This is a genomic window from Mesorhizobium sp. NPDC059054 (assembly GCF_042739215.1).
Lineage (GTDB): Bacteria > Pseudomonadota > Alphaproteobacteria > Rhizobiales > Rhizobiaceae > Mesorhizobium.
On sequence record NZ_JBHYHV010000001.1, the window covers coordinates 1,559,422 to 1,572,446 of the forward strand.

At 59.3% G+C, this 13,025-nt stretch carries 12 protein-coding genes; 8 read left to right on the top strand and 4 right to left on the bottom strand.

Features of this window, described 5'->3' with window-relative positions:
• The first annotated feature begins 38 nt into the window (after window positions 1-38).
• Window positions 39-899, top strand: a complete 861-nt coding sequence (locus ACFWXH_RS07480) for a LysR family transcriptional regulator (RefSeq protein ID WP_379118776.1) — start codon at window positions 39-41, stop codon at window positions 897-899.
• Between the two features lie 177 nt (window positions 900-1,076).
• Here ACFWXH_RS07480 and ACFWXH_RS07485 read toward each other — a convergent pair whose 3' ends face one another.
• Window positions 1,077-1,778: a GntR family transcriptional regulator gene (locus ACFWXH_RS07485; RefSeq protein WP_379118778.1), complete on the bottom strand. Its 702-nt coding sequence runs from the start codon at window positions 1,776-1,778 to the stop codon at window positions 1,077-1,079.
• Between the two features lie 207 nt (window positions 1,779-1,985).
• Here ACFWXH_RS07485 and ACFWXH_RS07490 point away from each other — a divergent pair, with 207 nt between their 5' ends.
• The 5 genes from ACFWXH_RS07490 to ggt all read left to right on the top strand — a co-directional run bounded on the left by ACFWXH_RS07490 (window position 1,986) and on the right by ggt (window position 7,511).
• Window positions 1,986-3,029, top strand: a complete 1,044-nt coding sequence (locus ACFWXH_RS07490) for an ABC transporter substrate-binding protein (protein WP_379118780.1) — start codon at window positions 1,986-1,988, stop codon at window positions 3,027-3,029.
• A gap of 76 nt (window positions 3,030-3,105) precedes the next feature.
• On the top strand, window positions 3,106-4,188 hold the full coding sequence (locus tag ACFWXH_RS07495; protein WP_379118782.1) for an ABC transporter ATP-binding protein: 1,083 nt from the start codon (window positions 3,106-3,108) through the stop codon (window positions 4,186-4,188).
• On the top strand, window positions 4,185-5,108 hold the full coding sequence (locus tag ACFWXH_RS07500) for an ABC transporter permease (protein ID WP_379118784.1): 924 nt from the start codon (window positions 4,185-4,187) through the stop codon (window positions 5,106-5,108). The genes ACFWXH_RS07495 and ACFWXH_RS07500 overlap by 4 nt, the downstream gene beginning before the upstream one ends.
• Window positions 5,105-5,932 (top strand): ABC transporter permease, encoded by an 828-nt coding sequence (locus ACFWXH_RS07505; protein WP_379118786.1) that lies wholly within the window; start codon window positions 5,105-5,107, stop codon window positions 5,930-5,932. Before ACFWXH_RS07500 ends, ACFWXH_RS07505 begins: the two co-directional genes overlap by 4 nt.
• On the top strand, window positions 5,925-7,511 hold the full coding sequence (ggt, locus tag ACFWXH_RS07510; RefSeq protein WP_379118788.1) for a gamma-glutamyltransferase: 1,587 nt from the start codon (window positions 5,925-5,927) through the stop codon (window positions 7,509-7,511). The genes ACFWXH_RS07505 and ggt overlap by 8 nt, the downstream gene beginning before the upstream one ends.
• Window positions 7,512-7,560: 49 nt before the next feature.
• On the opposite strand, the gene ACFWXH_RS07515 is transcribed toward ggt, so the two are convergent.
• The gene (locus ACFWXH_RS07515) at window positions 7,561-7,884 is read right to left on the bottom strand and encodes an SIP domain-containing protein (protein WP_379118790.1); all 324 of its coding nucleotides are present in this window, start codon (window positions 7,882-7,884) and stop codon (window positions 7,561-7,563) included.
• 92 nt (window positions 7,885-7,976) lie between these two features.
• Here ACFWXH_RS07515 and ACFWXH_RS07520 point away from each other — a divergent pair, with 92 nt between their 5' ends.
• A complete protein-coding gene (locus ACFWXH_RS07520; RefSeq protein ID WP_379118792.1) occupies window positions 7,977-8,453 on the top strand; it encodes a hypothetical protein in 477 nt (158 codons plus the stop codon).
• A gap of 86 nt (window positions 8,454-8,539) precedes the next feature.
• Here ACFWXH_RS07520 and ACFWXH_RS07525 read toward each other — a convergent pair whose 3' ends face one another.
• On the bottom strand, window positions 8,540-9,616 hold the full coding sequence (locus tag ACFWXH_RS07525) for a DUF2218 domain-containing protein (RefSeq protein ID WP_379118794.1): 1,077 nt from the start codon (window positions 9,614-9,616) through the stop codon (window positions 8,540-8,542).
• A gap of 11 nt (window positions 9,617-9,627) precedes the next feature.
• Entirely contained in the window at window positions 9,628-11,742 is a 2,115-nt protein-coding gene (locus ACFWXH_RS07530) for a TonB-dependent hemoglobin/transferrin/lactoferrin family receptor (protein WP_379118796.1), read from the bottom strand.
• Between the two features lie 190 nt (window positions 11,743-11,932).
• On the opposite strand from ACFWXH_RS07530, the gene ACFWXH_RS07535 reads away from it, so the two are divergent.
• Window positions 11,933-12,895 (top strand): hemin ABC transporter substrate-binding protein, encoded by a 963-nt coding sequence (locus tag ACFWXH_RS07535; RefSeq protein ID WP_379118798.1) that lies wholly within the window; start codon window positions 11,933-11,935, stop codon window positions 12,893-12,895.
• Window positions 12,896-13,025: the final 130 nt, after the last annotated feature.

The window sequence follows — 13,025 nt, forward strand, 5'->3', positions numbered from 1 at the left end:
TATTCGATGAAAGCTAATTTCAGCAATTACGATTCAAAATGGTTGAACCTTCCCTCGATTTGGATGCCGTCAGGGCTTTTGTCCGCATAGCGGAGCTTGAAAGCTTCACGCGTGCGGCTGAAGCCATGCGGACGACGCAGGGTGCAGTCAGCTTGAAGCTGAAGCGGCTCGAAGAGCGCCTCGGCCGCCGACTCGTCGAACGGACGCCCCGGTCCGTGCAGCTTTCGGCGCAAGGCGCGGCCTTCCTCGAACACGCCCGCGAACTCCTGGAGAAGCACGATCGCACCCTCGCCGTATTTGGCAGATCATCCCGGCAGCGTCTCACCATCGGCATCAGCGACCATGTTGCGGGGCCGGATCTCCCGGCGCTGATCGCCCGCATGAACGCGCAAGATCCGCAGTTGTTGATCGAAATCCGGATCGGTTCGTCGGGCGACCTGCTTCAAAGCTTCGACCGGCAGGAACTCGACACGGTGATCGTCCGCCTGCACAACGGACGAAGCGACGGGGAAATCATTGCCGAAGAAAAATTCGGCTGGTTCGCAGCGCCGGGCTGGCAGCATCGTGCGGATGAGCCCCTGCCCCTCGCCACGATGGCGGAGCCCTGCGGTGTGCGTTCGATGGCCGAGCAACTTCTCGATGCGGCAGGCGTGCCCTGGACCGAAGTATTCGTCGGAGGCGGCGTGACGGCGGTCGCTGCCGCCGTCATGGCTGGACTCGGCGTTGCCGCATTGTCTCCGCGCATGGTGCCATTTGGTGCAGTCGACGTAGGCCCCAAACTCGGACTTCCCGAATTGCCACGCTTACCAATTCTGTTTCACTCAAGGGTCAGGGACGGTCGACCACGCGATGCACTCGCCGCACTATCGGCAGCCTTTAGGAACGCGGTGCGAGGCTAAGGATCAGGCCCTGCGGCTTTCCGGCGGAATCCAGCGGCTCCTCCCACGACCGGCCCCTGCCCTGAATTCAGCCCGGTTACCGAGAAACTTCCGAAGACATAAGTTTGCCGCCAGCCAATTCGCGATTCAGAAGTCGGGATTATTTCCGCGCCGAGGCAGCTTGGTAAGGCAATCCGGTCACGAGGCCTTGGTCAGAAAGGTCTGGTAGTCCGACCGGGCCTGCAACAAGCGCAAGATGCCGTCGCGCGAGCCACGCACATGTGAACGCGCGAGTTTGCCAGCCAGCTCTACCTCACCGTTGCAAATCGCTTCAACGATTTTGGTGTGCTCCTGGCGGGTTATTTTCCATTCGTCCAGCCAGAGCAACTCCGCCCACACGTAGTGCTGGCACTTGTCCAGTATTCCGCAAAGCATCCCATGCAACATTGCATTGCCGCCTATCTGGGCAATCACCCGATGAAGGTCGATGCCGACCTGCAGCTCCTGAAACTGGTCATTGACCGTACGGTTGGGGATGGCCGCCAGCCTTTCGCATTCCGCGAGTATTTCGCGCAAACGAACCTTGTCCTCTTCTGTCGCTGCAACGGCGGCCAATTCCGCCGAATAGCCATCAAGCACCTCGCGGATATCGAATGCCTCGCGGAACATGTTCAGGTCGAACTCGGTGACCACATAGCCCTGGCGTGGCCTTCCGGTAATCAAGCCATCACGCTCCAAGCGATTGAAGGCTTCCCGGATCGGGGTGCGACTGACGTTCAACTTTGCAGCGATATCGCTCTCCGTCACGCGCGCGCCCGGCGGTATCTGGGCTGTTACGATCATCTTCTTCAGAGAATTATAGACCGCGTCGCGAAGGGTATTTTTCGTTTGCTTGACCAAAGATCGCTTCCAGTTCTCGGCTCTTTACCCCGTTAATCTAAATCCACCTCAATCCCCATTCCAGCCTGCCCCAGGAGCTCCCCGAGAACCATTGAACTGAGGAACCATTGGAAACTCGACGGGTCTTGACAGCACACATCACCAGTTTACATTCAAAATTGTATACAAAAAAGAATCCATAATAAAGTGGGAACAACAGGAGGCACAATGGAACGGAAAGGCAATGTTCGACGGGCCGCCGTGGTCGGCATGGTGGCGTTTTCAATTGCGGGCCCAGCCACTGCCGCCGACACAATTACAGTCGCCTCATGGGGCGGCACGTACCAGGAGGCGCAGACAAAGGCCTTCTTCAAGCCGACAGCCGAAGCGCTTGGCATTACCATCAAGGAAGACACGACCAACGGCCTGGACGATGTGCGTCTTCAGGTTACTGGCAATGCGGTCAAATGGGACATTACCGAGCTTGGTGCCGACGAATGTGCTCGCGGTTCCAAGGAGGGCCTGTTCGAGAAGCTCGACTACACTGTCATCGACAAGAGCGGCATCAATCCAAAGCTCGTCCATGACGACTGGGTCGGCATCTCCTACACCTCCGTCGTTCTAGTCTACCGGACGGATGTTTTCGGAGATAAGGGGCCGAAAACCTGGGCTGATTTCTGGGATGTCGAAAAATTCCCGGGGCGTCGCGCCCTTTCCGGCAGCCAACCCACGGAAACGCTGAGCGTCGCGGCGCTGGCCAAGGGAATTCCGATCGACAAGGTCTATCCGGTCGACATCGAAGGCGCGCTTCAGTCAGTCGATAAGATCCGCAACCACGTCGATGCCTGGTGGACTTCCGGTGCGCAGGCCATGCAGCTCGTCAAGGACGGCGAAGTCGATATGGCCAGCATCTGGAATGGCCGCGCTGGCACCCTGAGGAAGGAGGGTGCGCCGATCAGCTTCTCCTTCGACCAGGGCGTGCTTACTGCCGACTGCATGGTCATCCCGAAAGGTTCGAAAAACAAGGATATCGCGATGAAGGCGCTGGCCAAATTCGTCAGTCCCGACCTTCAGGCCAGCCTGCCACTTTATGTCGATAATGGACCAGCCAACGAGAAAGCCTTCGAGACCGGCAAGATACCGCAGGAGCGTATCAAGGATATCAACTCCTCGCCCGAAAACATCGGGAAGCAGGTTCTGCAGGACCCGCAATTCTGGCGCGACAATCTGGTCGAGGCGACCGAGAAATTCAACAACCTGATCCAGCAATAGCTGCTGCCGGAGTGGCGCGCGCAGCCACTCCGCTCCGCTTCGCCGGCACAACGATCTGGAGTTGAAGGAGATGCTCTTGTCTCTCGCACCGTCCGCGCTTCCCATCGGCATACACCATATCGAGAAGCGCTTTGGTGCTTTGTCCATCCTCAGCGATCTCAACCTAGACGTCGCAGCGGGCGAGTTCCTCACGCTGCTTGGCCCCTCCGGCTCTGGCAAGACGACGCTGTTGATGATCCTGGCTGGCTTCGTGCGAGCCAATGCCGGCAGCATCAAGGTGGGCGATGAAGAGATCATCACCATGGCGCCCCACAAGCGCAACATCGGCATGGTTTTCCAGAACTACGCGCTGTTTCCGCACATGAACGTATTCCACAATGTCGCGTTTCCGCTGAAACAGCGGCGCGTTTCCGCGGCCGACACCAAGCAACGCGTGGACCACGCGCTCGAACTCGTGCGCTTGCAGGGACTGGGTGAGCGACGTGTCGACCAGCTCTCCGGGGGCCAACGCCAGCGTGTGGCCCTCGCCCGCGCCATCGTCTTCGAGCCTCGGATTGTTTTGATGGATGAACCGTTGTCGGCCCTCGACAAGGGGTTGCGTGAGCACATGCAGATTGAATTGCGGAACCTTCACCGCAGGCTTGGCATGACGACCGTTTACGTCACCCATGACCAGCGCGAGGCAATCACCATGTCGGACCGTATCGCGGTCATGAATGCCGGACGGATCGAGCAGATCGACCAGCCCGAGACCATCTATGCCAAGCCGAAAACGAAGTTCGTCGCAGGCTTCATCGGCGAATCCAATTTCATTCCCGTTGAATGCCGCAACGGCGCTATCTGGCATGAAAATCAAAGACTGCGCTTTAGTGGTCCCGCACCGTCAGCAGGTCGACATTTGATGGTGGTGCGGCCGGAAAAGCTGCGGCTGCTCGCCAATGCGGAACAGGCGGGGGACCTCAATGTGCTGAGGGCCACGGTAGGCGATATCATTTATCAGGGTGACAGCTTCATCTGCTACGCGGCACTCAAGGACGGCCGGCAGATAACTTTGCGCGAATATTGCCGTTCCGACGTGTTGGCGAATTTGCCAGCGCCTGGCGAGCCGATCACTCTCGGCATCGACGCATCGGACATCGTATTGGTGGCAGATCAATGAGCGCCGTGTCGGCAGGCCATGAGCACGCGGGACGGATAGACGGCACGTTGAACGCCGCGGCGCTACGCGCCGACACACGGCGTCAGGCGCTGGGTTTTCTGGCGTTGTTGTCGCCGGGCCTGTTCCTGGTCTTCGCTGTCATCATCGTACCTGTTGGCTGGTTGTTTTGGCTTTCGCTCTTCGATGAGACCGGTGCGCTAAGCGCTGCGAATTATGCGCGCTTCTTCGAACAGGCATCCTATATCAAGACGTTCACGACCACGTTCAAAGTTGCCTTCGTGGTCACCGCCGCCTGTGTGCTGCTCGGTTATCCGCTTGCCTACCTGTTGTCGCAGCTGCCCCGCCGCGCAGCCTCGATCTGCCTCGTATTCGTCATCCTGCCGTTCTGGACTTCGGTGCTGGTCCGCACCTATGCGTGGCTGGTAATCCTTCAGCGCAAGGGTCTGATCAACAGCTGGCTGATCGACCATGGCTTGATCAGCCAGCCGCTACAGCTGGCCAACAACTTCACCGGCGTCGTCATCGGCATGATCCACATCATGCTGCCGTTCCTGGTTCTGCCGCTCTATGCCTCGATGAAATCCATCGATATCGACTGCCTGCGCGCAGGCATGAATCTGGGCGCCAGCCCGGCTGCCACTTTCCGGCAGATATTCTTGCCGCTGTCGCTGCCGGGTCTCGCTTCCGGTGTCGTCATCGTCTTCGTGCTGTGCCTCGGCTTCTTCGTCACCCCAGCACTGATGGGCGGCGGCAAGGTCATCATGTGGGCAATGCGCATGGAGCAGGCCGCCAGCCTCTATTCCAACTGGGGTGCCGGCGCGGCACTTGGTGTTGTACTGCTTGCTGTCACCCTGGCGCTGCTCGGTCTCTTCCGCTGGCTGCTCGGCGCGCGTGCCACGGGCGTCTGGAGTTCGCGATGAACGCGGAGAACAGCCTTCCAATCTCGCACTGGCAACGCCTCTGGCTCTACCTGATCGGCGGACTTGTCATGCTTTTCCTCATCGCCCCGTCGGTGATCATCGTCATCATGTCGTTCTCGGGTTCGACGCTGCTGCAGTTTCCGCCTCAGCAATGGTCGCTGCGCTGGTATCAAAGTTACTTCGGATCGGTGGAATGGCGTGATGCCACCATCGTTTCGGTCAAGGCGGCGATAATGACGGCGATCGTGGCAACGCCGCTTGGCACGGCCGCCGCCTACGCCATCAACGCGGGTACCCTGAGGCTGACAGGCGCAATCAATGCACTGCTCACTGCATCGCTGATCATTCCGGTCATCCTGATCGGCATAGGCACCTTCTTCCTTTATGCTCGCATCGGCCTCAACAACACATTGACCGGTCTTGTTATCGCTCACACCGTGCAGGCCTTGCCGCTGGTCGTGCTGACCGTGCTTTCTGGCTTGAGGTCTTACGACATGAACCAGGAAATGGTGGCGCGCAGCCTCGGAGCCGGGCGTTTCGCGGCCTTCTTCCAGGTGACCATGCCGCAACTGCGCTTCTCGATTGTGTCGGGCGCACTGTTTGCCTTCATCACCTCCTTCGACGAAGTGGTCGTCTCGTTCTTCATCTCTGGCGGCGAGACCACGACGTTGACGCGGCGCATGTTCAATGCATTGCGCGATCAGATCGACCCCACGATTGCCGCCATTTCGACATGCCTGATTGTGCTGTCGATCATCTTGTTGTCCGCAGCCCAGCTACTTGGCCGCAGACGCCGAATGCAGGGACCAGAACAACATGCGTGATTTCCAGCTCCCAGGCCGCTCCCCTGCCCGTGCTACGGAAGCGATGGCCGCGACCTCGCACCCGCTTTCGACCCTTGCCGCGCTCGACATGCTGCGCTCAGGCGGCAACGCCATGGATGCAGCCGTTTGTGCTGCGGCGGTGCAAGCGGTGGTAGAACCGCAATCCACGGGTATCGGTGGCGATTGCTTTGTTCTCTATTGCCCCAAGGGCGAAGACAAGGTCCTCGCTTTCAACGGTTCTGGCCGCGCCCCCCAGGCGGCGACGGTCGACTGGTATCTCGACCATGGTTTCAGCGAATTGCCGAAGGAAGGGCCGCACGCTGTCACGGTCCCGGGTGCGATCGATGCCTGGTGCCGGCTTTTGGAAGACCACGGCCGTAAAGGTATCGCTGACGCCTTGGCACCTGCCATTCACTACGCGGAAAATGGCTATGTCGTGCACGACCGCGTTGCCGCCGACTGGGAGAAGCCGGAAATTGACCTTTCCGCCGACGAGGTTGCGGCGCGCATCTTCCTGCCCGGTGGCAAGCCACCCAAGGCAGGCGACGTGCATTACCAGCCGGAACTGGCTCAGACTTTGCGCCTCATCGCAAGGCACGGTCGCTCCGGCTTCTACGAGGGCCAAGTCGCCGAGGACTTGATCGAGCGGCTTCGTCACCTCGGCGGCCTCCACACACTCGACGATTTCGCTGCAACGAGGGGTGACTACGAGTCCGCGGTCTCTACTTCATACAGAGGCTATCATGTGCACCAGATGCCGCCCAACAATCAGGGACTGACTGCGCTCCTGATGCTGAACGTGCTCTCCGGCTTCGACTTGGGCGCTCTCGACCCAAACGGTGCGGAGCGGTTGCATCTGGAAATCGAGGCCGGGCGATTGGCCTACCGCGATCGCGACAACCTGTTTGCCGATCAGGAGCATGTCGCGGTGCCTGTAAAGGAATTGCTCTCCGGTTCCCATGCCGACCGGTTGCGTGCCGCGATCGATCGCGAACATGCCATGACCGATCTGCCGCGCATCGATCTGCCGGGGAGCGATACGGTCTACATTTCCGTGGTCGACCGCGATCGCAACGCGGTCAGTTTCATCAACTCGACCTATTACTCTTTTGGAAGCGGTGTCGTCGGCCCGAAAACAGGCATAGTGCTGCAAAATCGCGGCACCAGTTTCCGCCTCGACTCAAGTCATCCAAATTGCATCGCGCCTCGCAAGCGGCCGATGCATACGATCATGCCGGGCATGATGACGAAGGATGGCCGCGCGGTGATGCCATTTGGTGTCATGGGTGGCGGCTACCAGCCCTTCGGTCACGTCCATCTGCTGACCAACATGATCGATTTCAACATGGATCCCCAGGAAGCGCTCGATGCCGCTCGTGTATTCTATAACCACGAAGCCGTCGAAGCCGAGCGAGGCGTTCAGCCCCACGCAATCGAGGGCCTGCGTCGACGCGGCCACAGGCTGGTAGAGGCCGACCATCCGCTTGGTGGCGGACAAACCGTGCTGATTGATTGGAAGAAAGGCACGCTGACAGGAGCATCCGATCCACGCAAGGATGGACTGGCGCTCGGATACTGAGCCCCTGTGAGGCCTCTGAGCGCGTGTCCAACGGACGCTTCGCGTCCTTTCATCCGGCCATCAATCCCGCCTGCCCGCCGCGCCGACAAGCGGCGGCAATGGTTTGATCCCGGCCGCGGCCCATTTCATCTCGCCATGTACCGCGGACAAGTTGGCGGCTTCCGCCTCCGCAGCAAACCCAGCCGAAGGCAGTTCCTTCCTTCGGCCACTGCGCCGACAGAACATGTTCGGCCAAGCGCTCGTCAGTTCCCAGCGCCTTGCCGTCCCGCTCCAGCCAGTGCAGTTCGATCTGCGTGACGTTTTTATTGGTTGTCGAATATGCCGTAGATGGGCAGAACAGCCCCGCGACGATCAGGCTGGCAAAAGCCGCCAAAATCGCATCAGGTTTACAAGAGCGTTCATGCTATTGGAATATATACGTTTATCGGTTTCAGCCAACTTGCCGCCGCGAAAACAGGTCGGCCGTTGGAAACCAGCAACGGTGACAGGTTATTCCAATTGAAACTTCGAGAATTTCCGTGCCGGAAGATTCTGATCAGATGGCCCGCCTATTTGCTTTGCGGCTTTTTGGCCGTCACGGATTTCGCCGGCGCGGAAGAGCAATCCGCCTGGGCAGACCTGGTCTCAGGCACCACGAATGTTTCCGGCATAGGATCTGTCCGATACACTGTCGGATACAGCAGTGTCGGGTACGATCACTTTCAATCGGAGATTACGGTGGAATGGCACGACAACGGCTATCGAACACAAACGATCTACGACGGCATTTATGACAAGCCGCCAGCCAAGGTCTGGGGCAGTCTTGGTCGTCTATGCGTTTCGGTGGACGCTTGCGCGCGATATCAGGACGCCTGCACATCGCATGTGATGACTTATCAATATGACGTCGCAACGAAGTCCTTCGACGAGATCCAAGACGGAAATCGGACATGTCGGCGGTGACAGCTGCTCCCGTGAACTCCCTGGACAGCAGCCTGTTTCCCTCACTATTCCCCTACCAGGGCCCTACCCTGATACGGGCGCCCTCATTACCCAGCCATCAAGCCCGCCTGACCACGACGCCAGTAGGCGGCGGCTATGGTCTGATCCCGCCCGAGCCTCATCTGACCTCGCCAGGTCTCGCGGACCAGCTTGGCAGCCTCTGCCTCTGCCGCGAACCAGCCAAAGGCAGTGCCCTCCTTCGGCCACTCAGCCGATAGGACCTGTTCTGCCAAGCGTCCATCCGTTCCCGGCGCCTTGCCGCAGCGCTCCAGCCAATGCAGCTCGATCTGTGTCGCATTGTTTATCTGTTGTCTCTCGGCGCTGTCAGCGATTTCGATGAAGGCGACCCCTTTGGTGTGACACGGTAAGGTCTCGAGCAGGCGGCCAACTGCCGGCAATCCCGTTTCATCAGCGCCCAGCACGTACCAATCGGCCGGCCGCACGGGTCTCCCGACAGGCCCCATGATGCCGACCTTATGCCCTGCCCTCGCCTGCAGGGCCCAGGCGGAGCCAACGCTTTCTCCTTCGTGGATGAGGAAATCCACATCCATATGGCCGGCATCGAGATCGAGCGTGCGGATGGTGTAGACCCGCGCCACCGGTCGCCTGTCATCCGCGGGCCAGACCGGCAACCCATTGGCGCCAAGGCTTGGCCAGGCAGGGTCAGGGACGGCTCTGGTTGGAAACAGGATGCGAATATGCATGCCCTGGAATTTGCCGAAACGGCCGAGGTCCTCGCCAGCCAGACGGATGCGCCGCATATGCGGCGTCAGATCATAGACATCGGTAACCGTCATCTCGCGGAATTGTGCAAGTCGTGTGTCCTGGGCAAGATCCCCGGTCCAGACGATTTCCGGCCCGTCCTGCTTGGCGTAGATTTCAACGGCGGTAGCGAGGATATCCTTGGTCCGCGCGAGTCCGTCACGATCGCCAGCGCTGGCGCGCAGGACCAGCAGGTCGGGAACCATCTCCAACGTCGCCTCGCCGAAGGAGAACCGGAAATCCATCCGGCCCGAGTGCCTGGAAACGGCGGCATCGAAACTCTGCAACCTGTCGGTGATCAGATGCAGATAACTCGCAAGGTTCGGCAGCCGCAGTCGTGCTTGGCAGTTCAAGATGCTCATCCCCGCCCTCCTCAGCCGCCGATACGGCCCGTCAAGGCAATCTTGAACGTCCTGCCCTTCCCTTGCTCAGTCGCCGCCGTAGTCGACCATGAGCTTTGCGGATCGGTGTAGGACGCGTTGAAGACATTATCGATGCCGAAATCCAGCCGGGCATGATCGTTGATCTGCCAATTGGCGAAAACATTCACGAGGTTGAAGCCGGGGTCGATGACGGACGGGTCCTTTGGCCGTGACCTGTTCGTGCGTGTGATCTTGCCGATGCTGAGATATTGCGCTCCGAAGGTCAGCTTGTCCTCGAGCGCGCGAAAGCCAATCGTTGCCGCGAACCGGTCGAGTGGCGTGTTGTTCAAGGTTTGCCCGGCATAGATGCCATCGACAATCTTGGCGTCGATCAGCGCGCCGGAGAGATTTATGAAACCTGCGCCGTAGTCGTAGATCATTTCGGCCTCGACGCCTTTGAGGCGGGCATCGCCGATATTGATGGCCGTTCTTGGTGTCGTGGTCAGATCGACGTCGATGTAATCCTCGACGTCAGTGTGGAACAGATTGACCTTGCCGCGAACGAGATCGCCGGCAGTCAGCACGTCGTTGTATTTGAGATTGACGCCGGCTTCCCAACTCCTTGCCGTTTCCGGCTGCAGCAGCAGATTTGGAACGTAGCTGTCGCCGGAGCCATGCGCGCCACCACCGCGGTAGACATCCTGCAATCCAGGCGCCCTGTAGCCTTCGGAATAGGTTCCATAGACCTGAAACCCTTCAACCGGAGTGATCCCGACGGTCACGCGCGGCGACCAGCGGTCACCCGAGATGGACGCATCAACCGGCGGCTTGGTTCTGGTCTGTCCGTCGAGTGTATAGCCGTCGTAGCGTAGCGCCGTGATGACCTGCAGCCAGTTGCTGTAGTCACCTTGCCATTGCAGGAAGCCGCCATAGCCCTGCTGCTTGCCTGCACCGAAATGGGCGGCATCTGAATCGCCGGTCAGTTGATAATAATCCGCACCGTATGTGACGGTATGCGCAAGCCCTGCCCCTTCGAAGCGCGAAGAATTCTTCAGATTGAACCCGGTCGTTGCGACCTCGTAGTAGCGAGATTGGCCGATCGACGATTTCGGCCAGACCTGCGCCTGATCCGCCTTGGTTCGGTTGTGGTAGAGATTGGCGCTGAAGTCGATCAAATCGTTGTCTTCAGGCCGGAACGTATAGGCGGCGGTATAGGTCTGGTTGACCGTATCGGCATCGTAACGGCTCAGCGTCGGTGACGTGGATCCGCTCGAACCGGTGATGAAGTCGTTGTAGTTTTGCAGGATCAGGCCAAGCTTGAGCTCATGTTCGTCCGCAGGGCGCAATGTGGTTTTCAGGTAGCCGCTTGTCACCGTCTCTCCGGTCCAGGGCACCTCGTCACCATTGCCATCCTTGTAGGCGTCGCGGTTGCGGTAGACCAGGTTGCCGATGACATCCGCATCTTCGCTGAACCGGTAGGCTCCGGTCGTGCTGGTCGTGAAGCCATTGCCATTGCTTTCGTAGCCGAGCTTTTCGCTGAGCGCCCACCGTTCCTCCGCGACGAGGAAGTCGCTCGCATCCTTCGTCTCGAAGGAAACCACGCCGCCGATGCCCCCCGAACCGTAGGCGTTGGAACTTGGCCCGCGAATGACGGTCGCTTCCTTGATGAGCTCCGGCTCCACATAAAACGAGCCTGAGCCGTGGCCCACGCGCCAGTAATCCTGCCGGGCGCCGTCCAGCGTCACCACGACCCGGCCATACTGCTCCAACCCGCGAATATTGATCGCCGTTGCTGGATCGTCTCCGTTCATCGAGGCGGCAACGCCTGGCGTGGCACGGAAGATATCCGCCGCGGTATCAGACTGGATACGTTCCAACTCCCTGCCGTCCACGGTGCTGATTGCAGCCAACGCATCGACGACGGCGCCCTTCACCATTGTGGCAGTGATGGTGATGCGGTCTAACATGGTCGGTTGCTGCGTTTCTACGGAACCCAGTCTTTTGACCTTGGTTGAATCGGCAGTCGATACAGCGCCCTGGGCGTTAGCCGGCAAAGCCATCATGCTGCAGCACACGATCGGAACCGCCGTGCTCGTCAGCCATGTCTTCTTGCTTGTCAGTCTCATTCGGATCGAGCCCCCGCGCTCATGAAATGCATGGCTGGCGGTACCCGACGGGCGCGGCTGGCAAAGTTGAAATGCGCTACCGATTGGCAACAGCAGCGGTTAGATATTTAAACATGATGACAATAGTCAACTTTATTCGTATAGGCCTCGAACAGAAAATGAAAACCCTCCTGATCCGGGAACGAGCGCCATGGCCAGAGGCCAAAACCGAACGCGGAACAGTCTGGCTGAAAGTCTCGTCGGCGGGCTGATACGGCGTTGCGTGACTGTCGCGCTGTCCTTGTCGGCAGCAGCGATCTTTGTCTGTTCAAGCGCGGCGGCGGTCGAAATTCTCGATGCCCGAGGGCGCCTGGTGGAAACCGGTTCGGCAAGGCGGATTGTCACGCTGGGATCTGACATTACCGAGATCGTCTTTGGGATCGGTGCCGGCGAGCGCATCGTTGCCGTCGACCGAGGCAGCAAATATCCGCGTGAAGCGGCCAACAAGCCCAATGTGGGCTACAGGCGCAAACTCTCTGTCGAAGGTTTGGCTGCCCTCGATCCAGATTTGATCATTGCAGCGGAAGACATCGGCCCTGCGGAAGCAATCGATGTGCTGTCATCTCTAAAGACCCCGATCATCTATGTTCCGGAGGACAATTCGCGTGACGGAATCCGGCGCAAGATCGACCTCGTGGCTGCAGCTCTCGATCTCAAGCAGGCGGGAACGGACTTATCCCGCCAGGTGACGGAGGCGTTCGATACCGCCGCAAGGCTTACAGCCGACATACCAAGGGACAGACGCAAGAAAGTGGTGTTCTTTCACGGTCTTGTGCGCCTGACGGCGGCGGGATCGGGTACCGCCGCCGATGCCATCATCGGCTACGCCGGAGGGATCAACCCGATGGCGCAAGTGGTCGGCTACAAAGCCGCATCGGAAGAACAGCTGGTCCAGTTGGCACCCGACATCATTCTGATGATGGGCGACGGCAAGGGCGGCCCTACTGCGAGCGAAGTGTTTTCCATACCGGCATTGGCGGCCACGCCTGCAGCAAAGGACAAGGCACTCGTTGTGCTCGATGGAGCCTATATGATCGGCTTTGGTCCGCGCACGGCCGAGGCAATACGCGACTTGGCCAAAGCCTTGTATCCAGACATCGCCAGCCGGAACTGACCGATGATGATTGGTTGGAGGCTAAGGTTTTACGTTCGCACTTGTGGACACTGAGCCGAGCAACTCTTCGGCCGTCACTGCGATCCCGCATTTTTCGGAACATCAAATCGTGGCCGGGGTTGCTCCTTGG